General features: G+C 43.0%; 7 protein-coding genes. 6 read left to right on the top strand and 1 reads right to left on the bottom strand.

Annotation, left to right across the window (positions count from 1 at the left end; all coding sequences use genetic code 11):
- Window positions 1-45 precede the first annotated feature (45 nt).
- The 6 genes from PP2015_RS19740 to PP2015_RS19765 all read left to right on the top strand — a co-directional run bounded on the left by PP2015_RS19740 (window position 46) and on the right by PP2015_RS19765 (window position 3,171).
- Window positions 46-498 carry a hypothetical protein gene (locus PP2015_RS19740; protein ID WP_058032209.1) on the top strand — a complete coding sequence of 151 codons (453 nt, stop codon included), beginning with the start codon at window positions 46-48 and terminating at the stop codon, window positions 496-498.
- 377 nt (window positions 499-875) lie between these two features.
- Entirely contained in the window at window positions 876-1,178 is a 303-nt protein-coding gene (locus PP2015_RS19745; protein WP_058032210.1) for a hypothetical protein, read from the top strand.
- A gap of 124 nt (window positions 1,179-1,302) precedes the next feature.
- The gene (locus PP2015_RS19750) at window positions 1,303-1,908 is read left to right on the top strand and encodes a hypothetical protein (protein WP_058032211.1); all 606 of its coding nucleotides are present in this window, start codon (window positions 1,303-1,305) and stop codon (window positions 1,906-1,908) included.
- Window positions 1,909-1,981: 73 nt separating this feature from the next.
- Window positions 1,982-2,206 carry a hypothetical protein gene (locus PP2015_RS19755; RefSeq protein ID WP_058032212.1) on the top strand — a complete coding sequence of 75 codons (225 nt, stop codon included), beginning with the start codon at window positions 1,982-1,984 and terminating at the stop codon, window positions 2,204-2,206.
- Between the two features lie 121 nt (window positions 2,207-2,327).
- The gene (locus tag PP2015_RS19760; RefSeq protein WP_058032213.1) at window positions 2,328-2,726 is read left to right on the top strand and encodes a hypothetical protein; all 399 of its coding nucleotides are present in this window, start codon (window positions 2,328-2,330) and stop codon (window positions 2,724-2,726) included.
- Between the two features lie 88 nt (window positions 2,727-2,814).
- Entirely contained in the window at window positions 2,815-3,171 is a 357-nt protein-coding gene (locus PP2015_RS19765) for a hypothetical protein (RefSeq protein WP_227009260.1), read from the top strand.
- Window positions 3,172-4,078: 907 nt separating this feature from the next.
- Here PP2015_RS19765 and PP2015_RS21975 read toward each other — a convergent pair.
- On the bottom strand, window positions 4,079-24,196 hold the full coding sequence (locus tag PP2015_RS21975; protein ID WP_058032214.1) for a non-ribosomal peptide synthetase: 20,118 nt from the start codon (window positions 24,194-24,196) through the stop codon (window positions 4,079-4,081).
- Window positions 24,197-24,286 lie beyond the last annotated feature (90 nt).

The following is a 24,286-nucleotide window of genomic DNA, read 5'->3' on the forward strand; positions in this document are numbered from 1 at the left end:
GCGTAATCCGCCCATTAACTGGGCGTTAGTTTTTAAATGAGACCGATGAAATATTTAGCTATTTTATTTTTATTTCCTTTTTCAATTTGGGCTTGTTCAGATAGCTCAGATGTTAATGAATTAGTTGCTTATGCTTCAATCTTGGAGCCAACTCCATTTCCTAAACAGGTTGAAGCGATCGGTATTTTCATACCAAGTGAGATCGACAAAGCTCATGCCTCTTTAATGAACATAAATTATGTTAATGGGGATAAATTGATGCTTCAGACAACTATAAGCGTAAGTAAGGCAAGTGATTGGGATCTACAAACTAATCCAGCTCTGGATGGGTATAGTATTTCATATTTCTACTTAAACCTGAGTCAGGTAAATAATATTCAAATTACTGTTTATTATCATTATCCGAAGACAAAAGATGGGAGTATTGCTATGTGTGGTCCAGTACGAAATCATAAGCTTTCTGACTTAATGGCAGTAAAACCTAGCAAGACAAATTAAAAGTTCGAACAAAAAATAGTGGGGAACACCAGTTGCCTGGTAGGTATAGAGTTCTCTTTTTATTTTAAAGCAGGTGTGATTTATGGAAGTAATGGCGTTTATATTTGGTGCGATCGGTATGACATTTGGAATTTCAGGTTATACCTTCGCTCTTTTAACAAGGAAAAGGTTAGATAAACTAGAGAGCAAATTTAACGATTTAAAAACTTTAAGTAGTGAGTGTAAATCTAGTAAATAATTTCTTCTATAAATGTGTGATGGCAATATAACAAAGTCGTAAACGCGGACAAAAAAAAGCAGGTTTATGCTCCTTCGTGGCTAATTTTAGTCTGCTATTTGTGTCGTTTACGGCAAGCGTTATGTGAATTAGGAGAACTATGGAAAACTGGCCAATCTTTCTAGTATCATTATTGGTACATTTAGTTATGTTCTCATCTGCTGCTTATTCGGTCTTGAGTTGCCAGATTAGAACTGCTTCTGAAAAATCGAATCTAGTGTTGTTGGCACTATTTTTACCAATTCTTGGTCCTGCCATAGTGCACCATATATTAAAGAGATTTGTGAAACATAAAGGGCAATGGCTCGATATGAGTGGAGGTTCAAATTTTGAAACATCTGGTTCTATAGATAATTCAGCATCCTCTGACTCTGGTGGAGATTCTGGAAGCGGTGGTGATTGAGTTTTTAAGCTATTCACACAACAAGGCAAATTAAAAAAGGCGGACAAAACGCAGTTGGTTTGTTCATGCCTGACAAATTATAACCAATTATATTTTGCCCATTAAAAGGGTGTTAGCTGTAATTATGGAACCTTTAGATAAACTAGCAGAAAAGAACACAAAGTACGCAGCAATAAAGAGAAAAGAACGGTTAGAAGTATTAGGTCATATTCCCTTAGCTCTTATCTCTTTGGCTGCTTATATATTTATAGTTATATTTTTTGGTACTGATACTTACGATCCTGATGAAGCAAATCTATGGGGCATGTCTAAACAAGTTTGGTTAGTCGCAATGGTTCTGAGTGCTGGGTTTGGTGGGATTTTTTTTGTTTCTAGCCTATCGTTTATAGTGTGGGTACAACTGATTGCTCGAAATTTAAAAACAAAAGTATCCATATTAAAATTATCTGTTTTCTCAGTAATTTCTCTAAGTATTAGTCTTGTGCTTTTGTTACTTGGCAAATACTTAGATTGGTTAATACACCATAATTCACTTTTAATAGCTAAATTTATGAGGTTTGGCTTTGAAACGACGCCTTTTCTAATCGAAATGGCAATTAACTTTTTAATATTATGTATCGCTATTTTTCTGTTACAAATTGCTATGTTTGTAGCTTCGGTTCCATTTAAAGCCAAAAGACACGCGAGAGAAATTACAGCTATCAAGTCGGATGCAAAACAGCAGGCTTGAGTTCCTTTGTTGCTAATTTTAGCCTGCTATTTTATGGTATATACGGCAAGCGTTATGTTCAGGAGAATTGAGCATGAATATCAATGCAACAGTAGTTGGAGAAATAATATTTATCTCTGTAATTGTTATTGGCATCTTAAGTTACTATTTAGGAAAACGTAAAACTAATACACCTAAAATTGCCACTTTAATTGGTGCTTTATTATCATTTATTCCTCCACTGGGTTTAATTTACCTTGTCATTTTGGTTTTAAAAAATGATATTAATCAAAACAACACAGGTGATCGTGTTGTGTAATTTACATAAGCCAATTTACTTAAGTTCACACATTTCGCTCGTTGGGACAATTAACAGTTGGCTGGCCACTTTATGTCAGGCTAGCCGTTTGTCGATTGAGACTAAGTACAGCTAAGTTTCTATGAAGAAAATCATTGCCAATATTTTTACTAGTGCTGTTTACTCCTCGTTTTTGGGAAGTGTGGTGGTCTTCATTGGCATGGTTGTTTCGTTCATAGGTGATGGTTGGGATGTTCTCAGTGATGCAATTGCTGGGGCAATACTGTTTTACTTTATTACAGCCATTACTTCATGCTTGATATCAATAGTTGTCGTTGGGCCAGTCTATGCTGTTCTTTTCAAATATAATCTCGCTAACTATTACCTGGCATTTTCACTTGGTTTGGCGGTCACATTCGTTTGTTTCGGGTTCTCTACCTCTCTAGAGAATTTATATTGGAATTTGGCTGGAGGTATAACTGGTTTGCTGTTCCATTATCACTATGTCAATAAATCTATTTGGGTGGGAAGTCAGCATTAAACAAGGCAATCAAAATGACGGCTTTTTTGTCGCTTGTTTTGTGGCTTTACATTACCTTACCAAAATAATTCAATAGGTTATAAACTTGATGAAATTTATGCATTCGGTTTTGTTTACTTGCTTTATTTTTCTACTTGGCTGCTCTCCAAACTGGAGAGAGGCACCTTATGAGGTGTATATCATTGATGGAACTAAAAGCCTAGGCTATGCGCTTGGTAATGGCGGTTATATCGGTCGCATTGACGAGCCGGTAAATATAGCCTCTGATGAGACTTTCTTATCGGTTTACGCTTGCCCAAAAAATGTATGCGGCTTTTATTACATAGACAAAAGAAATGACCACAAATATGCTGAAGCGCAAGATGTTGTATTTGGTCCGTTATCTGAAGAACAGTTCTTGTCTTTGCATATAGAATTGGGTGTTCCTCACTTACAGTCTGATTAAACTGCTTTTACAAGTCATATACCTTGAATTGTCAGGTTCTTTTTGCAGATAATGATCAAATTAAGCAAGCAAAACTTAGAGAAGAGCGGAGTGCTTTAATCTTATTAATTACACTCATGGCAACGCAAGATAGTCGGAAAATTCTATTCTAGGAATCGAGCTTATATATTTTCTATTTATTTGCATTTCTTAAATTTTTTGATTCAGAGTATAAATCTATTTGTCACGTTAAATAAGGAGTTGAATATGACAGCGACGAAGAAGTTTTCATTTGATAGAGGGTTTATTGCAGGAACGTTATGGGGCGCAAGTGCCGTTTTTTTATTTGCTCAGGCTATTTATTGAGTGAATTCAACGGTGATAATTTTAGTCCTTTAAGTTTTTTTATTACCCTAATAATGGGTATTGTACTTTCAATCGGCTCTTTTAAAACTTAATTCATTTTTTCAAGCAGTTGATGGTGATTATACAAAATAAGACAACTGCTTTTGATTTTGTAGCGCTTTACTATTCGTCGACAAAAACACAATGAAACCCAAGCGCCAAACAAGTTCGGCAAGTACGATTATCACTAACTCTGTTTGTTTTGAGAATTATCGGCAGTCTTTGCCTCTCTTCTTTTAACCTCCTTATTTATCGTAGATGTGAACGCTGGTGTAAGTGCTATAAAAGCATTGTATTAAAACGTATATTGAAGTGCTTGGTGATAAAGCTAAAAAAGAGGGACGAAAGTTAATTTTGGTGATGGAAAATGGCATAGAGGTGCCCGTTTCTCAGACTTATTTAGCCGAAACTAAAGCAGGCTTGGAGTTAAAGTAAGTGTTAATTATTGAATCCATTCATTTAACCACGTAAAAAACCAAGCAAGCATTTAACTAGAATTAACTTGCTTGGTGTTTTGTGTGAATTATTCGCTTTCTATTTCGTGTTTATAGGGCCATATTTCTTTAAAGTGCTCATCTTGTTTCCAGTAATCAAAATAAGTTGAGTAAAGTGTTTTCCAAGGCGTTAACTCGATACCATATCGACTTAATAATTGATTAAAGTTGTCTTTATCATAAGGCGACATTGGCATGAGATACGTCTCAAATAGATACTCATCGTAGCCAGGCCTTTGTGTAAGTAATCCTTCCATGATTACTTGCGTATTGCCTTCAGTTTTTTGTTCAATGTAGTCTCTACACGCTGCTATAAATGCGCTTTTGTCACTTTGCTGAAAAGTTAACTGCTCCTTTTTGACAAACTCATAAAACTCATAAAACTCATTAATCGGTAATGGCGAAGAGTTTGATACATGAAAAACGGTGTTTCGCTTCTCTTTATCATTCATGCCTTTGGCTACAGAGCTGGCTGCTTTATCGACCGGGATGATATCTAGCAAATACGGCATATTCTTCGGTTGGATCGACGTTGACATCATCATTTTTAAAATACGATGGAAGATGTCGTCAGTGTTACCGATGCCAGTTTTTGAAGAGCCTGAAATTTGAGCAAATCTGTAGATGGTGTAGGGGACGCCTAATTCAGAGGCTTGACGAATATTCTCTTCTTGTACCCACTTAGACTGCCCATAGCCACTACAAATGAGTTTTGCGTCTTCTTCGTCAATAAAATCTTCAATTGGATTCACAGAGAAATGTGAATTTTGTACTTGTGTGCTCGCCGTGGTGCTTGATACAAAATGCATCATTTTAAGTGTATGCGAAGTTGCGATGTTTAACAGTTGGGTGGTTCCTGCAACCGACTTTTTAAATGCAAAATAAGGTTGAATATGATTAACATAAGACGCTGTATGAACAATGTGCTGAACCTGCTCACATAAGTGTTGCCAGTTTTTCTCAGATAAGCCAAGTTGTGGCTTTTCCATGTCTCCAAGCATCGGCTCAATACGTGTAAGGTCAAGTTTTAACTTATACTTTTGTGCTGTATCTTGAATACGCTGCTTGGCTTGTTTTAGAGAGTGTGCTCTCACGATACAGAAAACTATGGCGTCAGTTTCGTCTAAAAGTTGTTGTAAAATATGACATCCTAAGAAACCAGTGGCTCCGGTGAGTAGAATCGAGCTTATCTCACTTTCATAAACATGCTTTAATGTCGTTGTATCTTCATTGGTTTTGAAACCCGCATCTAGAATGAAATCAGGCGTTATATTTAAGTTGGACTGATTATTACTATTGCTATGTTGAGAGTAGGCTTTCTCTATGTCGTCAATAAATGCAGATATGGTGTTCATGTTTTTAAATAGATCGGCTTGTAATTCAATGTTGAGCTGATCTTTAAGCTGCTGAAATGTTTTCAATAGAGAAATAGAATCAAAGCCATAATCGTAAAGATCACAGTCCAGATCTAACTCCTCTGCTGAAATGCCAATAACATTACTGACGATTTTGATCACAGCGCCTCGAATGTCAGAACTAGTCGTAATTTCTATAGGTATGTTTTTAGAATATGTTGCTTTTTGAATTGGTGTAGTTCTGCGAGACATTAAATGCATCGTATTTTGATAAATTTTATCAGGTGTTTGGCTAAGTAAAGCCCCTATATTAGTAGCTTCTGAACCTAATAAACTTTGCATTAAGTCAAAAGCGTCTGGCATGGTGATTAGCTGATAGCCTTTTTTCTCGGCAAAACTATTTTCGATGCTTTTAACTGGGTCGTTCGAGTGCCAGTAACCCCAATTAATGGCTAATGTTTGACCATGTCTTTCACCTTTCAGCACTTGTTGTTGACGGGTGCGAGCAAATGCATTTTGAAAGCCATTACCATATGAATAAGACAGATGGTTCAAACTGCCAAATACTGCCATGGATGAAAACATCACAAACAGATCAAGGTCGGTCTGTGAAAATACCTTGTCAAGATTGATTGAGCCTTGCATTTTGACTTGTATGGCATGCTCAAAGTCAGCCCAACTGTTTTCATCTTCTTTAAAGTCGGTACCTAAATGCAGTATGCCATTTAGCTGCAAGCCTTGTTCATCCAAATACTTGTGAACCTCTTCAAGACTTTGCTCGCAAACGATATCTGTACTTAAGTAATGGACCTGACCTTGTTTAGATGCTTTTAGTTGTTCGAGTGAGTCACTACATTGTGTCTCTTTGCGTCGGCCAAGCAAAATAAGGGTGGCGTTAAACTGCGTTAATAACTGCTCACACAGTGCCATGCCTAGTTCACCCAGTGCGCCAGCAATCAAATACACACCCTGTTGCTTAAAGGTGTTTGCACGAAGGGCTGAGTTATTTGCAGGTAAAGCCGCTTTAGTCAGGATTGAGCCAAAACGAGATTGACCTTGGTATTTCACATGGTTAGGTTGGGTGGCATCGTTGTTTAAGCTCGGGCATACTAGCTCTTGTAGTAGTTTGTTTGCCCATTCAGAGCAGTTATCAGCAAATTCAATGAGGTTCCATATATGGTCAGGATTACGCATAGTGTAACTTCTGAGTAAAGCGCTAATGTCTTCATTGCTGGTATTCTCATCGCTATATGGCAAAGCGTAAAACAACTGCATAGTGTGTTTATCAAACTTGGAAATGGCTTGTATAAACTCGTATAGAGGCTTTATTTGCTCAGATTTTTTTTCTGTATGATCGGCAATGAAGTAAACAAAGCTAGGTAAAGTATCTTGAGTGAATATCAGTTGTTCTAGCTCTGCAAAGTTTACTATTTTAACGTCACAGTCAGAGAGCATAGTGTAAAGTGGCTCAACACTTTGCATATCTTTTGCGACGACGAGGCCTTTTTTACTGCCAAGCAAAAGCCTTAATTGTGCTTGCCAGTCGATCGGGCAGCTCAGAGACACGGCTTGCCACTGGTTTTCAAGAAGCAACCAAGGTGCGGTTGATTTTTTAGAGATTAAAAACGGTGTACTTGGCAAGCTGACTTTTTGCACCGGATTTTTATACAATGCAGACCAATTAATTGGATGCCCTTCAAGCCAAAAGCGCATTAAAGCCGCTGGATTGTTTACAAGCTTTAGCACATCGTCATCTGCAATCGCCTCAACTTTTGTACTCGGCACCTTTTTTATCTTCAAGGTGTTGCTTTCAAGCTCTGTGCTTATTTTTTGCTTTAAATCCGCAACAGAAGAAGCTGTCCAGCCAGTACGGTACTTGTGGGCTGTTCTACCTATTTGGAGCGTATAAATGAGGGACTCGTAAGGCACATTCGGTTGCTGCATGAGATAAGTATTGAGTGCTTTAATTTTCTGTTCTAGCGCTAATTGACTTGTAGCTGAAAGCACGATTGCAGATTCAGCGTCGGGTTTTTTAGTCTCAGTAGTCGGCTTTTTGCAGTATTCTTCGAGTACGATATGGGCGTTAACACCACTGATACCAAAAGAGCTGACACCAGCACGACGAGGTTGCTCGCTTTGCCAAGGTGACATTTCTGTTTGCACTTTGAATGGTGAGTTTTCAAGGCCCAAATATGGGTTGAGCTCATCTACGTGTAGTGACGGCACTAGTGTTTGGTGTTTAAGTTGCAACAATACCTTGATCACCCCAGCAATGCCTGCGGCAATTTCAAGGTGGCCGATGTTACTTTTCACAGACCCCAGAGAGCAACTAAGGGCGCTCTCGGAAGGTGTGTTCAGGTTTTTATATGCAGCCTTGAGCGCATCTAACTCAACAGGGTCGCCAAGCGATGTGCCAGTTCCATGGCACTCTATATAGCTGAGTGAGCTTGGTTCAATACCAGCGTTTTGCCATGCTTTGTCTAAAAGACGGGTTTGTGCTTTTGCATTTGGCACAGTAAACCCTTGAGATTTACCGCCGTGATTAATGGCTGAGCCTAAAATTGTTGCGTAAATATGATCTTTATCTTGTTCTGATTTAGAAAGCTTTTTAATAAAAATCATGCCTACACCTTCACCGCGTACAATGCCATCTGCATTTGCTGAAAATGTTCGACAGCGTCCCGTAGGTGAAAGCGCCCCAATATCGTGCATTGCTATTGATGCACTTGGAGAGTCAATGATATTCACACCGCCTACGATGGCCTGATCACATTCACCATTTTGAATGGCTTGCACAGCCTTGTGGATGGCAACTAAAGAAGACGAGCAGGTGGTGTCAACGCCTTCACTCGGACCGTGTAAATCCAAAAAGTAGCTCATGCGATTTGGCGCGTAGGCAGAAGAGGTGATTAATCCCTCATAATAGCCAGCCTGACATCCAATAAATAAGCCCGTATTACTACCACCAAGAGATTTAGGGTCGTAGCCTGCATCTTCAATACATTGCCATACGTGTGTCATTAGCAAGCTTTCTTGTAAGGTGATGCGGTCACTTTCAGCTGGAGCAATATTGAAAAATAAAGGATCAAAGTCCTGGTTTCGCTCAAGTCGACCCAACCAGTTGATATCATTCGGCAGTTGCTGTGAAGTGCTTAGTTCAGAATCTATGTGTGTCCAATCAAAGTTGTTAACACAGTCTTTGCTCTCAACTAGGTTTTGCCAAAATATGTCAAGGTTATCAGCCTGCGGGAATTGACCACTCATACCAATAACTGCGATTAATTCATCTTTCTTAGCTGCTCGTTTGATGGTGTTTTCGACTTCAGCTTTATCTGGGCCTATTGGTTTATTGTTTAGCAGAACTTCACTGTGCTCTTCTATTATGTGGGCTAGTATGCTGTTAATTGTCGAATGCATGAATAGGATACTAGGAGACAGTTTCAGATCAAATTTTGCATTTACTTGATTTATGAAAGTAATGAAGGCGATTGAATCAGCGCCTAAGTCGCCCAGATCTGTATCTGCATCTAATGTATCAGGTTGAATACCTAAAATTTTTGCGGCCATAGCTACAAGATTGGCTTTTAATGTTGCTTGCATTATTTCAATGCTTTCAAACAGTGCCGTTGTTTGAGTACGAGATTGATTATGTTTGTCGCTATCCGCATTTTGAACAAACTCTACTAATGTCTGAGGTTTTTCTAAAGCATGATAAAAAGCGCTAATCCCGGCTGATGTTGGCATTGGGTAAAGACCATTGAGATTCATGATTTCAACGAAGTCTGGATTTATTTTCATCCCCCCATCCTGCCAATATGGCCAGTCAATACTTGCACTTATACCATGGCGCTTACCATGTTGAGATAGCGTATGACGATAGTGCATATAACTGTCTAAAAAGGCATTTGCAGTTGCATAATCGCATTGCGTTGCCGCACCATTGACGCCACTAAGTCCTGCAAAGCAAACAAAAAAGTCGAGTTTGATGTTTTGAGTTGCTTCATCAAGTGCAACGACGCCGTTTACTTTGGGTGCTAAAACTTGGTTGAATGCGAGCGCTTCTTTTTTGTTAAGTAATGTGTCTTTAACTAGTCCTGCTGTATGAAGGACACCTGATAATGCGCCATGTTTTGCGACAATATCTCTAACAAGGAGAAGAACGTCCATCTTATTTGATACGTCAATACTCTGGTAGTGCAGTTGAATGCTGGATGTTTTTAGTTCATTGAGTTGTTTTTTTACTTCTGGATGATCTTCAGCCTTGCGGCCCACCACAATAATCGTTTTATTAAAGTTATGTTTGCTTAGCTCATTGATGAAATGTTTGCCAATACCACCAAAACCGCCTGTGATTAAATAAACACCCTGAGCTTTAAAAGGCATTGATGTTCTTGACTTTGCGACTTTCTGATAACTCAATACCTCTCGTTGATCATGTTTGTAACGAACAAATGGGTCTCTAAAATCATCTAATTCAGTATGCAGTATTGTGTCTAAATCATTTTGAATGGTTGATTCATTGAGTATCAATATTTGTGTTTCTAAAGCGCTATGCTCAATGCTCGCGGTTTTTAATAGTGCATGGAAACAAGTATAAAAATTATCTAATGTGTCGGTAGAGCTATTGTCATTAATGACCAATTGTAATTTTACTGGCTTCTTATTCGCGACTATTTTTTGTATTAGTTGGACTAATTTAAAGCCCAAATCTGAGACTTTTTGTTCAATGGCAAAGTGAGGTGATTGAAGTAAGTGTACCGTATTTTTAGGTTGCTTATTGTTAAATACAGCCGTTGTAAAGTCACATAAAATAAGGTGGTTTTCAGTCTTATCACATTGTGATGTTTGTTGATGTTTAGCCAAACTTTTTTTAATCCACACTGGGATTTTCAATGTCGTCTCTGAGTTAACTTCACGACTTGTATTTGGCGTTTTTACTGGCTGTTGGTTACCTAGAGGTATTGCTTTAAGCGCAAATGGATAAGTAGGTAGGCTAAGCTTTGGCAGCTTAACACCTTGATAAATAAACTCCCAGTTTGTAAAACCAGTCTCTACCCAATGGGCTAAGATCTCTTGATGATCTAAAAGTTTTATCGCACGCTCTAAATCAATTGAGTGTGTTGGCTTTGTTGTAGCTGTTGGCACGTACTCCGCAAGTTTTGTTTTTAGCTCAGCAATGGAACTGACGACAAAGCCTGTGCGAATTGGCATAACCGTGCGGCCAATTTGTAAGGTATAAGCGAGTCTTCTTAGGTCTTGCTCAGTTAAGTTGTTAGCAGACAAATAGTCGTGTAATTGCGCGACTTGCTTGTCTAATACAGTGTGCGTGTGTGCTGAGAGCACAATGATGGCCGGTGTATTTATCAGCTGGTTTTCAAGCTCGTGATGCTCGATGTCATTGGCTTCTTCTAGTACCGCATGGGCATTGGTGCCGCCAATACCAAAAGAGCTCACAGCTGCGCGTCTTGGTAGTAGCGGTGTGTGCCAATCTCGTGTGCTATCGACTACATAAAAGGGGGAATTTGCTAAATCTATGTGCGGATTAGCGTTATTGAAATGCAATGAGGCTGGCAGCTTTTTGTGATAAAGCGCCAACGATGTTTTGATTAAGCCAGTGAGGCCCGCTAACGTATCGGTATGACCTAGGTTAGATTTAACCGCGCCTAAGCCGCAAAACTGTTTGTCGCCGCTATATTGCTGATAGACCTGCTGCAAAGATGAAAACTCAATAGGGTCACCAAGAGCAGTGCCAGTACCATGGGCTTCCACATAACTGATAGAAGCAGGGGAGATGTCTGACGCTTTTAAAGTTTCCTCTATGACGTGCATTTGGCCTTTGGTGCCCGGAGCGAAAAAGCCAGCTTTGTCTTTGCCGTCGTTATTTACCTTGATACCACGAATGAGGCTGTAGATGTTATCAGCGTCATTGACTGCATCATCGGCGCGTTTTAATACAATCACAGACACGCCGCTGCCGCCAATCATACCGTCGGCTTGTTCATCAAACACCTTACAGCGTGCATCGCCTGCAAAGTTGAGCCCTTTTTCGTACTCATATCCGGTGAAGCGCTGTGGGTAAAGACAAGCTGCGCCGACAATGGCGTAATCAATCTCGCCAGCTTTTAGTGCGCTGCATGCCAGCGATATGGCAGACATAGACGATGAGCAGTTTGAGTGCACAAACAAACTTGGGCCAGTAAAGCCAAGATGATATGAAATAGTGGTTGGCAGTGTACCGGGTTGATTAATGGTCGAAGCCACATAGTCTTGTGCATTTAAAATAAACTGACCATCTTTAAACTTGTCTTGCAGGTTTAAATCTGGGTTATCCGCACCAGAGGAAGACACATACACGCCCGTATTTGGCATGTTTTCAACGCAGTAGCCAGCATCTTCAATGGCTTTCCATGCATGTAGTAGCAATTGACGTTGCGAGTAGCTCATCGTCTTGGCGTTCTTTTCAGAGATATTGAAAAACTCTGGATCAAATTGATCTTGGCCTTCAACCCAAGAGTCGAGCCAGGTAATGTCGCCTTGTTCAGTAGACTCGCTGAGTCGTTTGAGTAAGTCTTTTTCGTTGACCAAATTATGCCAAAATTCAGTGTGGTTCTGCGAATCAGGGTACTGGCAAGACAGGCCGATCAGTGCGATATCTTGAGTGCGATTATCTTGATTGTGAGAATCGCTATTAGCTGCGTCGCTCGTTATCACTTGAGCAGGCGCTTGGGTATGGGTACTTTGCGCTCGGGCGATAAAGTCTGTCATCGCTTCTATGGTGCTGGATTGAAAAATTTGCGTGAGCGGAAATTCAACATCTAACTGTGACTTAAACTTAGCAGTGAGCACATTGGCCAGCAGTGAATCACCGCCAGCTTCAAAAAAAGGCACGTTGGAGGCGACGTGGTCGACTTCTAAAACTTGCTGCCAAATTTGCGCAACCGTTGCTTTGAGCTCTGATTGCTCGTTTAGTTTTAGCGTTGCTGTGCTGATGCGAGCGTTAGGTTTTGCTTCTAACATTGCCGTTTGTGACGGCACAAATGGTAACTGCTTTGATAATGTCTGCTTATCTATTTTACCGTTTGAAGTAATTGGGAAATGGGGCACCAATACAAAATAAGCAGGTATCATGTATTCAGGCAATTTGCTCAATAAATCAGAACGGATCTTCGCAGTTGATGGCGCATCGGGGGCAATGATATAGGCCACTAATACTTGGCCACGTTGCTTTTGTGCGCTAGTGACATAGGCGTCTGTGATGTAGATCAATGATTGCAGTGCGTGTTGTACTTCGCCAAACTCAATGCGGTGACCACGGATCTGAACTTGGTCATCAGCTCGGCCCATGTACTCCAGTAAGCCAGACTCATTGAAACGGGCTAAATCACCTGAACGGTAAAGGCGTTTGCCGGTGCTGTGAGTAATAAAGCGCGTGTCAGTCAGTGCGGGCTGATTGTGATAGCCTCGAGTCACGCCACAACCTGCGACAAAAATCTCACCAACTTGCCCTACTTGAACTGGGTTAAATTGCTCATCTAACAACAACACGTCGTAGCCGGGTAAGGCACGACCTATGATACTGTGTGCTTGTGCGCCATATACCATGCTCGCATCTATGGTGACTTCGGTCACATGTACCGTGGTTTCAGTAATGCCATACATGTTTACAAGTTCAGCGTGTGGTTGTGTTTGCTCAAACCAAGGAGCCAGCTTGCTCACATCGAGTGCTTCACCACCAAATATCACTTTACGCAGTGCATTGTGTGGGCTTGCCAACAAGTTGTCCATCAGTGGGTAAAATGCCGATGGCGTTTGGTTTAAAATAGTCACTTGGTTATCAATAACAAACTTGGCAAAACGCACGGATTCTTTGCGAGTAAGCTCATCAGGGATCAAAAGCTTGCCACCGTGCAGTAGCGCGCCCCAAATTTCCCACACCGAAAAATCAAAGGCATAAGAGTGGAACAAGCACCAAGTGTCTTGCTCATTGAACTCAAATAATGATTGGGTGTTATTAAACAAGCTGCATACATTGCGATGCTCAACCAAAACGCCTTTTGGCTTGCCCGTTGAGCCCGATGTATAAATGATGTAAGCCAAGTTGGATGCAGATGAACGATTGATATTGGCAACCTGAACAGTCGTTGCAAGGGCAGCTTGCAAGTTAATCACTTGATGATGTTGGTTGGCCTCTGCATGTGGCATCTCTTCGCCAAGTACTAAAATGCTTGGTTTGGCGTCTGCTAAAATATGTTGAATGCGTGCCGCAGGTGAGTTGGGATCAAGGGGCACATAGGCTGCACCTGATTTTAAAATACCCAGTATCGCGACGATTAATTCAATAGAAGGTTTGGCACATAGCGCAATAAGGTTTTCAGTGCCTAGCTTAAATTCAGGGTGATTTAAGAGCGTGTGTGCAAATTGATTGGCTTTGTCGTTAAGCTGACGATAATTGATTGATTGCATACCAAAGCCAATTGCAATGTGTTCAGGGTGCGTAGTGGCTTGTGCTTCAAACAAATCGATTAAGGTCTGTTGAGCTCCTGGCTTTGTTTGCAAGTTAGCAAAGATTGGTAAGCTGCCAAGTGCTTGCTTGGCAGCAAACATCACATCATCAATCAAAGTTGCATAGTCTTTAGCCAGTGCATCTATCACGGCTGATGGATAGACGGCTTCATCAAATTTAAATGCGATCTTAAAAGTATTCGATAAAGGCGTGACATCCAAACTTAAATCTAGTTCAGGCTCTTGCAAACATTCAGGCCAAATGGCATTCATCAAGTCTTGATTGGACTCAACCCAATCTTGTTTTAAGAAGTTATGGTAGGCAAACCCGATCTGGAAAATCGGATGGCTGTGCATCGCGCGTTTCGCACCCATTGCGCGGACGATTTCTGCAAATGGATAGCCGCTGTGTTTTATGAGTTCGCTAAGCTGGTGTTGGTTTTGTGATGCCAATTGCGAGAATGAGTGTGTTTGGATTACTGAAGCGCTAAGTGGCAGCTGGTTTACAAACAAGCCTAATGAGTTGGCCATCTCATTGGTTGGGCGGTGCAGCACTGGCACGCCCAAAGTGATGTCATCACGTTGCGTTTTGGCACTCAACAGGGTTTGAAACGCAGATAAGAAAAACGCAGCAGGGTTTATCTTATTGCTACTGCAAAATTGGTGAATACGCTGCACTTGGTTGTTATTTATCGCCAGCTCAAGTCGCTTTGCTTGCTTGTTCGCACTTTGCTTTTCTTGCTTGCCAACTAATGTCAGCTCAGACTCAATACCTTGCAATTGTGTTAGCCAATAATGTTTTAGCTGTGTGCTTTGCTCGCTGTTAAGCATCTTCTTTTCCCACTCAAGGTAGGTGAAAAAGCCAGTATCTGGTTGAGCTTGCTCTAGCGGTTCATTGGCGACGAGGTTGTGGTAAGTTTGCCATAATTGTTCAAGCAATAGAGTCGCAGAGACACCGTCAATGATGAGGTGGTGGAATACTAAAGCCACTACATCGAGCTGGCCGTTGATTTGCCAATGTGTTGCGCGCCACAGCAGCGGGCTGTGTGCTGAGTGAGATTGTTTCAGTGCGAATGGCTGCTTGATGTCAGCTTGGATCAAATCAATCAAGGCTGATTTTGATGCCACTGGCGTGTGATTTTGCTCTAGTGTGGGTGTAAGCCCTGTGATTTGTTGTTGAGGCAAGCCTTCCACTTCAGCAAGCTGCACAGACAAAATGGGGTGTTTTTGGCTAAGCCAGTTAAGCGCAGCCTGCATGCAGTCCACATTCAAGTCATTGACTTCAAAAACCATTGGTACGTGGTAAGTGCTTAGTTGCGGGTTTTGCTTGTGTAGTAACCACAGACCTTGCTGGGCTTTTGACAGTGGCATAGGCCTATGTAAATTTGCACTGTCTGGTGTGCTTTTAACTAAGGGCTCATCCACTTGTGTTGGCAATTGGTGTGCAGCCAAATAGTCGCATAACTCATTGATGGTACTTATCTCAAAAAGCAGTGCGGGTGGTAAAGCTTCAATGTTTAAAAACGTATCAGACTCAAGCTGTTGTACCACTGACATCAGCATGATGGAGTCAAAGCCCATGTCCTTAAAGTCAACCTCATCGTCTAAATCTTGCACATCGATTTTAGTGATGTCGGTAATAATAGATTTAACGTGGTCGCGGATCTGGGCGTGGCTTTTTCCACCCTCTACAGAGCCGGTGTTGATGCGCTGAGTTGTGGTGCTAGGCTTGTGCCAAAGCTGTGTTAATTTGCTGGCATCGCCGTATAAAAAACAGTGCTGAGTAGGGGGGGTGTGCAAGGTGAAAATACGATAAAACGCGTCGATACCGACTTCATTCGGCATGACTTCAATGCCTTGAGATTGCAAAATAGACGTGGTTAATGAGTCAACCTGCATGCCGCCTTCTGACCACAATGGCCAGTTAATTGACAGGCTTAAACCGCTTCGCATGCCTTGTGATACTTGCGTTTGACGAGCTGCCATAAAACGGTCCATAAAGGCGTTAACACAGGCATAATCTGCCTGTCCCATATTGCCAAATACACCTGCAATGGAAGAGAAGCAGACAAAAAAGTCTAAATCACATGTTTTACTTGCTTCATCTAAAGCGATTAAGCCAGCCACTTTTGGTGCAAACACCTGCGCGACTTCTTGCGGCGTTTTATTGCTTATCAGTTGGTCTTTGATCACCCCAGCACTGTGAATTATGCCTGTGATACCACCATGCTTGGCTTTGAGGCTTGTAAACAGGGCGTTAACGTCATCATGATTGGCAATATTCAACGATACATAGCTCAATCTTGAAGGCTCGTCACCAAGTGCATCTAGGTGTGTTTGAATCTCATTGTTATGTGCACGGCGGCCAACGAACACAATATGTGCTTGTTGAGTATGTTGGATGATTTCTTTGGCAAAGGTTTGGCCAAGCTGACCAAGGCCGCCTGTTATGACATACACACCATCTTCTTTCCAAGGCAAAGTGGTGGTGTCAACTTGCTGATAGGCTTGCAAATCAAAGGTTAAAACTTGTCGCTGCCCTTGTTGATAGCGTATACAGGCGTCTTGTTTTTTTGCTTCATTCTCAACAAGGTGCTCAAAATTATTTGTATCATCAACGGCAATAAGCTGAGTCTCAATGTTACTGTATTCGATAGCGGCTGTTTTCAGCACACCATTGAGTGCAGATAAAAGTGTGGTTTGGTCTTTCACTACAACTTGAACAAGTAACTTGCTCGGTGTCTTTTTGGTGATGGTGCCTTGCTGCAGTTCGAGCTGCTTAAAATAGTCGATAAGACCATTTGTATAGACTTCTAATTGCGCTTGAGTTTCAGTAGCTGTGCAGCTTAGACGCGTGCTTGATACCGAGTATATTTCCGGTAAGTCATCACCAAGCAATACAACTTGACGATGATATGTCGCAGGCTCAGTAGAAGTTAACGGCTTGTCTGCCCAGTTTGCAGTGTAATGGAGCAGTGCGGACGGTGCAGTGGATGATTGTGCAGTTGGTGTGTGTGGTACAGGTTCAAACGTTTGCGTGTTTTGCTCGTTTGCGCTTGGACTATTAAAGTTGAGTGCAGAACTTGGCTCGCATTTTTCAGCTGGCTTATGTGTACTTTTTTCTGGCAGCCAAAATGACGTTTTCGCGAACGGATAAGTGGGTAAACGCAATAGCGCTGGCGTTTGCTGTGCGTACAATAAAGGCCAATCGATGTCAGCACCAACAACCCAAAGCGCCAGCAACTTATTCAAGTCGCCTTGCTCTATCCAGCGCATAAAATCACTGCTATCCAGTGCGCTTAAAATCTCTTTACCTTGTTTGACTTCCCCTTGCTTGTAGTGACCACGTGCCTTGTTTATAAATTGCGTCAGGCCATCTTGCACATCTGCAATGGTGCTTGCGGTAAATGCCATACGATAGCCCATCTCTTCACGGGCGCTTTGTAGCGTGAAGGCAAGGCTAGTTAGGGCGCTGTCTTGTATATTTTTGCGTGTCAGCCATGACTTCAAGGCGTGCGCTTTGTCATTGAGTGACTCTTTGCTTTTGGCGCTAAGCGTGATGATCACCGGATGAGAAACGGTGTTTTGCTGCTTGATTGATTGAGGCTGATATTCTTCAAGTACAACATGGGCGTTGGTGCCACTAAAGCCAAAGGAGCTCACCGCAGCACGGCGTTTTTGCCCGTTGTCGCTTTGCCATGCGATGGCTTCTTGGTTGACAAAAAATGGCGTGTTATGCCAATTGATGTGGCTGTTGCCTTGCTCATAGTGAAGCGAGGCAGGAATTGTGCGGTGTTTCATGGCAAGTAGTGCTTTGATCACCCCAGCAACGCCGGCTGCGGTCAGGCAGTGGCCGATGTTGGTTTTGACCGAGCCCAGCGCACAAAACTCGTTGCTGTCGGTGTGGGCTCTAAATGCCCGAGTCAGCGCTTGAAACTCAATGGGGTCGCCCAGTTTTGTGCCTGTACCATGGGCTTCTATCATTTGAATTGAGTCGGGTGCAATATCAAAGCGTGTGTAAATATCGCGGTGCAATTGCTCTTGTGATAAAGAACTTGGCGCGGTGATCCCGCTGGTGGTACCGTCTTGATTGGTGGCAGAGCCTAGGATCACACCGTAAATGTGGTCGTCATCGCGCTCGGCATCTTCAAGTTTTTTCAGTACGAGCACACCTGCGCCTTCACCGGGCACAAAGCCATTGGCGCGATCGTCAAAGGTATAGCAGGTGCCATCTGGGCTCAGCATGCCTGCTTTACCCGCATGGATTGAAAATTTGGGTGTACATAACGTGGCAACACCGCCGACAAGGGCGCTGCTGATCTCATTGTTATTTAAAGCCTGACACGCACTGTGAAGGGCAACCAAAGAGGAAGAACACGCGGTGTCTATGGCAAGAGCAGGGCCTTTTAAGTTTAAAAAGTAAGAGACTCGAGCTGGGATAACCGATCCTGCAGTGCCCCAAAACACTTGTGCAGGCGCGTCTTCTTCGGCTAATCCTGCATAATCACTTTGCGCACAACCCAAGTACACGCCGACATTTTGGCCTGCGACTTTGGTGATCATATTGGCATCTTCTAATGCTTTATACGCCTCTTGCAAAAAGAGTCTTTGCTGTGGGTCCATGTACATGGCTTCTTGCGGTGTAATCGAGAAAAAGGGCGCATCAAACAGACTGATGTCATTCAGCAAGCTGGCATATTTACTCCAGCTTTGCTGATTTTCAGTAAGGCATGATAAATCCCATCGCGTTTGTGCCTTGACCGAGGTACGTTTTTCCGCCAGCATGGACCAAAATTCTTCGAGATTGTCTGCATCACCGAATTGACCACTCATGCCTACAATGGCGATTTTACCACTGTGCGCAGTTGCTTGTGTTGTTAAGTTTTCTTGCTCTGCTTGCACCGCTTTGGTGTGTGAGCTGTGCTTGCGCAAGTTGTGCGTGCTATCAGAGTTTGTATTGGTTTTAACAGCGTGTTCAGATGCATTACTGTTGATTTGTGATGGCATTATCGCTAAAACCTGCTCTTTGTGTTCTGCGATTATATAAGCACTCAATGTGTCAATTGATGGGTAGTCAAATAGCAAGGTTGCTGCCAAGTTTACGTTAAACTTGGCATTGATCTCATCCAGCATTTGAATGGCTAAAATAGAGTCTACCCCATAATCTGCAAAGGACTCATCTGCGTCTAGCTCGTTAGGAGCCATGTCTAGGGCGGCACTTGCAATGTCAAATAGCGCATTGTGGACAAATTCAGTCAGCGCGGAGGGATCTGCATTGTGTTGTGGCTGTTGTATTGATGTACTGCTCATACTCTGTGTTGCTTTGTGATTGTCTTTTTTCTTGGTGTGTGTTGGCGTTTTTGCTTGTAAAGAAAACCCATCGCTCTGGGCGCAAAAAACTTGCTGAGGCGCGTTGGTATCGCCAGCGGCAAAGGCGTTTACAAATCCAGTTTCAATAAGGGCTTGTTGCCAGTTTTCGATAGACAACATTGGCGAGCCTGCTAAGCGCAAGTGCTGATCTTGGCTTAGCCACCACCCCTCTAACAAGCCAAATGTCAGATGTGTAAATAAGGAGGTGTGTACCACTTCATTGATAAGTAAAACACCGCCTTGCTTTAAGCAAGCTTTGGCATTTTGCAGGGTGTTTTTAATGTCCGCTGTGGCATGAAGAACGTTAGTGGCAATCACCACATCATAGCTGCCGATATCAATATTTTGCCCTGCAAGAGGCTTGCTGATATCTAGGTATTTGGTGTCAACAAATGGGTAATCAGTCTGATACTGCGCCTTGGCATGGTTAAAGAATGCTTTAGATAAATCAGTATATGCGTATTCTTCAACTTGCCACGGCTTAAGCGCTGGCAAGACCGAGCGAGTCGTGCCGCCAGTACCTGCGCCAATTTCAAGCACGCGTATTGATTCCAAGTTGGCTGTCGCCAAGTAGGTTCTCAGCTGCTCAATCAATACCGAATTTGCATAATCCGCAACTGGGTTATTTTGATAAACCGCTTCGACTAAGGCCATGGATGCATTGGGAAAGAGCGCATCTGTGGCTTTGATCTCGCCATTTAAAATGGCAGGCAAATTCGCCAAGCAATTATCTTGTAGATTCTCCGATGAGTTTGAGTTATGGGCTGCTTCAACATCTTGAATAACACCATTTTTCATTAGCTGGTGTGCTTCTAAATGGCGCTCGGTCTCTGTCCACCACTTACTGAAGTACTCAGGCAAAGTGGTGAGGGCATGTTCACGCTGGGCTGGCTGTTGCCAACCCGCTTGGTAGAGCGCCGCGCAAAGTTGGTTTAGGTCAACCTGCGCTTTGCTATCTTGTTTAGGCGCTTGATGTTGATAGCTTTGCTTTGCGATTGTATGCTGTGCGCCTTGTGCACTATAGCTTTGTAACTTAAAGGTATCGGATAATGCGGCTTGCGTGATTTTAAGCACGCCCGCTTGCGTTAAGTTTGAGCCCATCAAGGTCGCAAGTGCTTGCATGCCTTGCTCTGCCTCGATAGAGCCAATGCTCATAGCCTGCATTTTCTTTTGGTAGTACTCGTCTTGGACTACGCCCACTGAGCCCCAGTATCCCCAATTGATGATTTTAACTGGGCACTTATGCTGGTAAGTGCGGGCAAGTGAATCTAGATACATACACCCTGCGGCATAGTTACTTTGCCCCGCAGCAGGAGAAAACGACTGCATGGATGAAAAGAACAAGAAAAAGTCTAAATCTGCTTGGCTGAATACCTCCAGTGCGACTTCTCCGGTTTGCTGTTTGGCGTGATAGCTGCGGTTAAATTGCGCTTCATCCATGTTTGCCAGCGTTTGGTCTTCTAGGTGTAAAATTGAATGCACCACACCATTTAAACTACCAAATTGACGGGCGATGTCTTTAGATGCACTTTCCATTGCATCTTTGTCACTGGCATCACATTGAATGTATAGAGGGGCTTTACCAAGCTTTGCTAAACGGTCAATATCGCTTTGAATATCCGCGTTTAGTTCACGGCGGCCAAGCCAGATGATTTGCGCATCGAGGTGCTTTATCATCCACTCGCTCCATACTTGGCCAAGACCGCCAGCCCCGCCCAGTACGAGATAGGTGCCTTGTTTTTGCAGACTCGCATTGTTAGCTACCGCGTCTAGAAAGGTGTGCTGCGCCAGCTCAAAGCTAAAATATTGCCCGGTACGATGCGCGTACAACCCCGCAGGCAGCGCTGTGAATTCACTTGGGATAGAATCTAATTGCTCCGCATCTATGATACGCACTGTCCAGCTAGGGTATTCCTGTGCAACACTTTGCAGTAAGCCAATTAGGCCAGCACCTTCGCAGTTAACTTGTTCATTTTGGCCAAAAACGGCTTGTGTTTGTTTTGTCACTAAGGTGATTGATAGTGGCTTACTAACAAACCCGTCTGCCAACATGCGCTTGAGTTGTTGGAATAAAGCCAGCGGCTGTGCGTACTCATCTTTTGCCAGCCAAACCAGCTGATTGTTGTCTGTACTTTCAGTTAACCAATCTGGTTTTAATGCCTGTGGCCCAACATAAGCTGCGTGCAGTTCAGGAGACGTTGCAAAGTCGGGTTTGACTGCTTGCCAGCAAGGTGTGAGCGTGAGCAAGTCTTGTGTGCTTGGTTTGACAGCATCTAATGATACTTTTCGAGTTGAAAAACCTTTAATACCCATAAGTAAATTGCCATCGAGATCACAAATATCCAAATCAAACTTTTGTGTGTTATCTGTGTTGTTGCTTGTTTGTGTCGCTTTGACCCAGACTTCATTGTGCTGTGCTGCACTTAATTGCTGCGCGTTGTAAAAACACACTTGCTCGGTTGCAAATGGCAGGGCTGCGTGTGATTGGTCGGCAAATATGATTAAGGATTGCAGCGCCGCGTCGACAAGGGCTGGTGTTAAGCCAAAGCCTTGGCAGCACGATGAAGGTACGGCCACTTTGGCGGTTGCTGTTGTACCTTGTTTACTTAACTGCTGTAGGCCTTGAAAGCGGGGGCCGTAGTCTATGCCTATGTTTTTAAAGGTCGCGTAAGCGTCACTTGGTGAAAGCAGCTGATCAGACTCGGTGGTTAATTCAAATAAGGTGACGGGTGCGCTTTGTTGCGACACTTGCACCTCTCCTGAGGCACAGACTTGTTGGGCGCCTTCGTGCTTTTGCCACACTTCAAACTGCATTGCACTATCTGACTGCCAAAGGGATAGATAAACGGTGTTTTGCTCAGTGGATGTCCCTTGCTCAATGCTAATCGGGCACAGCCATTTGACGTTTTTAATTTGAATGGCATGAGACGCATCTAAATTGTGGGATAATGCGATGGCTGCACGGACCATTTCTAACGTGCAAACCCCAGGTAACATACGCTCGCCATTGACTTGGTGGTCAGCCAAAAAGAATTCGTCGCCAGTAAAAGTCGAGCTAAATAGCAGTTCATCAAAAGCAGGTAGTGCTTTATGCAGTAGTGGGTGTAAAACTTCGGCTTTAGGCGCGTCTTTTTTTGAGGTTATCCAGTATGGTTTTGGGTTAAACGGGTAGCCGGGCAGGGCAAGTCGCTGCGGTTTAGCATCAGGATAGAGTGCCGACCAATCAACAGTTACACCTGATAGCCATTGGCTTAGCGCATCTGAGGCGTTTTGATTATCTGCTGTTATACAGGTACTCGCGTTGTCTTTGTCTGCTTTACCTTGCTGCCAAGCGCCGCTTTTGCCTTCAATAAACAAATTAAGCTGTTTTGTTACTTCTGCCATTGCACTGGCACTAAAAGCCAAGCGTTGGCTCATGTCTTCTCGGCCAACTTGTAGGGTAAATGCCAAGTCTGCCAAGCTATCATCGGTTAAGTTTTGTGCTTCAATAAACGCTGTGAGTGCTTTGGCGCGCGCCCTTAAGGCCTCAGGCTTTTTGGCGGAGAGCACAATCACGGCTGGCGTATCTAAACTAACGGTATTTGCTATTTTGGCTGGTGGTGATTGCAAAATCACATGGGCGTTTACGCCTGCAAAGCCAAATGATGAAATACCCGCAAGCACATGATTTTGCTCTAAGGGGACACAGTCAGTTGCTAAGGCAAACGGTGATTTATCCAGCGTGATTTTGGGGTTCAACGTCTCGAAGTTTTGTAGCGGCGGTACTTGCTGGTGTTTAAAACTCAAAAGCACCTTGATGATACCTGCTATGCCCGCAGCGGACTCTAAGTGTCCGATATTGGTTTTTACCGTGCTGAGATAACAAGTAGAGTCTCCGTCTGACTTTTTAGATTTGGTAGAACGAAAAGCGCGTTTTAGACCTTGAATTTCGATTGGGTCGCCAAGTCGAGTGCCTGTCCCATGTAGCTCAATGTAAGATAAATCATCACTATGGATCCCCGCATTATCGATGGCCTCTTGAATGACACGAGATTGAGAAAAAGGACTGGGTGAGGTGAGAGTATTGGTGTGACCTGAATGACCGACGCTGCTGCCTTTGACCACACCGTATACCGTGAGGTTTTCTTTTAAAGCTCGCTCTAATGGCATCAGTAGTACCATGCCCACGCCCTCGCCACGCACATAGCCATCGGCGTTGGCATCTAGGGTTTTGCAACGGCCATTTGGCGATAACACCCCGAGCTTACTGAATGACACATAGCGACTTTTGGTGATTAGCAGGTTAACACCGCCAACTAAAGCTGCGTTAATTTCACCGGCATTAAAGTCGTTCATGGCTTTGTGCAATGCAACCAAAGATGATGAACACGCGGTATCGACGGTTTCGCTGGGGCCTTGGAAATTAAAATAATGGGAGATGCGATTGGCAAAAACCCCAGTCGACATGCCCGTTAAAAAATGCGGGTCGATATTGCCCGTGGCAAGCTCTTGATAATCGGTATTGCTGCAACCTAAGTACACACCCGTTTTGGTATTTTTGAAGGTGCTTGGAGACAAACCCGCATCTTCAAAACATTGCCATGCCAGCTCCATGCTTAGGCGTTGTTGTGGGTCCATGCTTTGCGCTTCTTTAGGTGAAATGGCAAAAAATCCGGCATCAAAACCGTCAATATTGTCGATAAATCCGCCCCATTTACTCACGATTTTTTGTTCGTCTTTTTTCGGAGCAGGGTCAAAGTCATCTTGCCATCGAAAGCGCGCCGCTGGGATCTCACTGATACTACTTACTTTGTTTGCTAAGTTGTGCCAAAACTGCGCTTTGCTGCTAGCGCCGGGAAAGCGCAGCGATATACCAACAATGGCAATCTCTTGTTGAGCTGATGTGCGTTTGTTAGCCGTAGTATCTTGCTTGTTTTTCATGGTTTGTCTCAGTAAAACGGGTGTAACTAATAATGTGCAAAGCAAATAAAGTGACCGCCTACCTTGGCGGTCGCCCTAAATCACTATTGA

This window comes from Pseudoalteromonas phenolica, from assembly GCF_001444405.1.
In the GTDB taxonomy this organism is placed as follows: domain Bacteria; phylum Pseudomonadota; class Gammaproteobacteria; order Enterobacterales; family Alteromonadaceae; genus Pseudoalteromonas; species Pseudoalteromonas phenolica.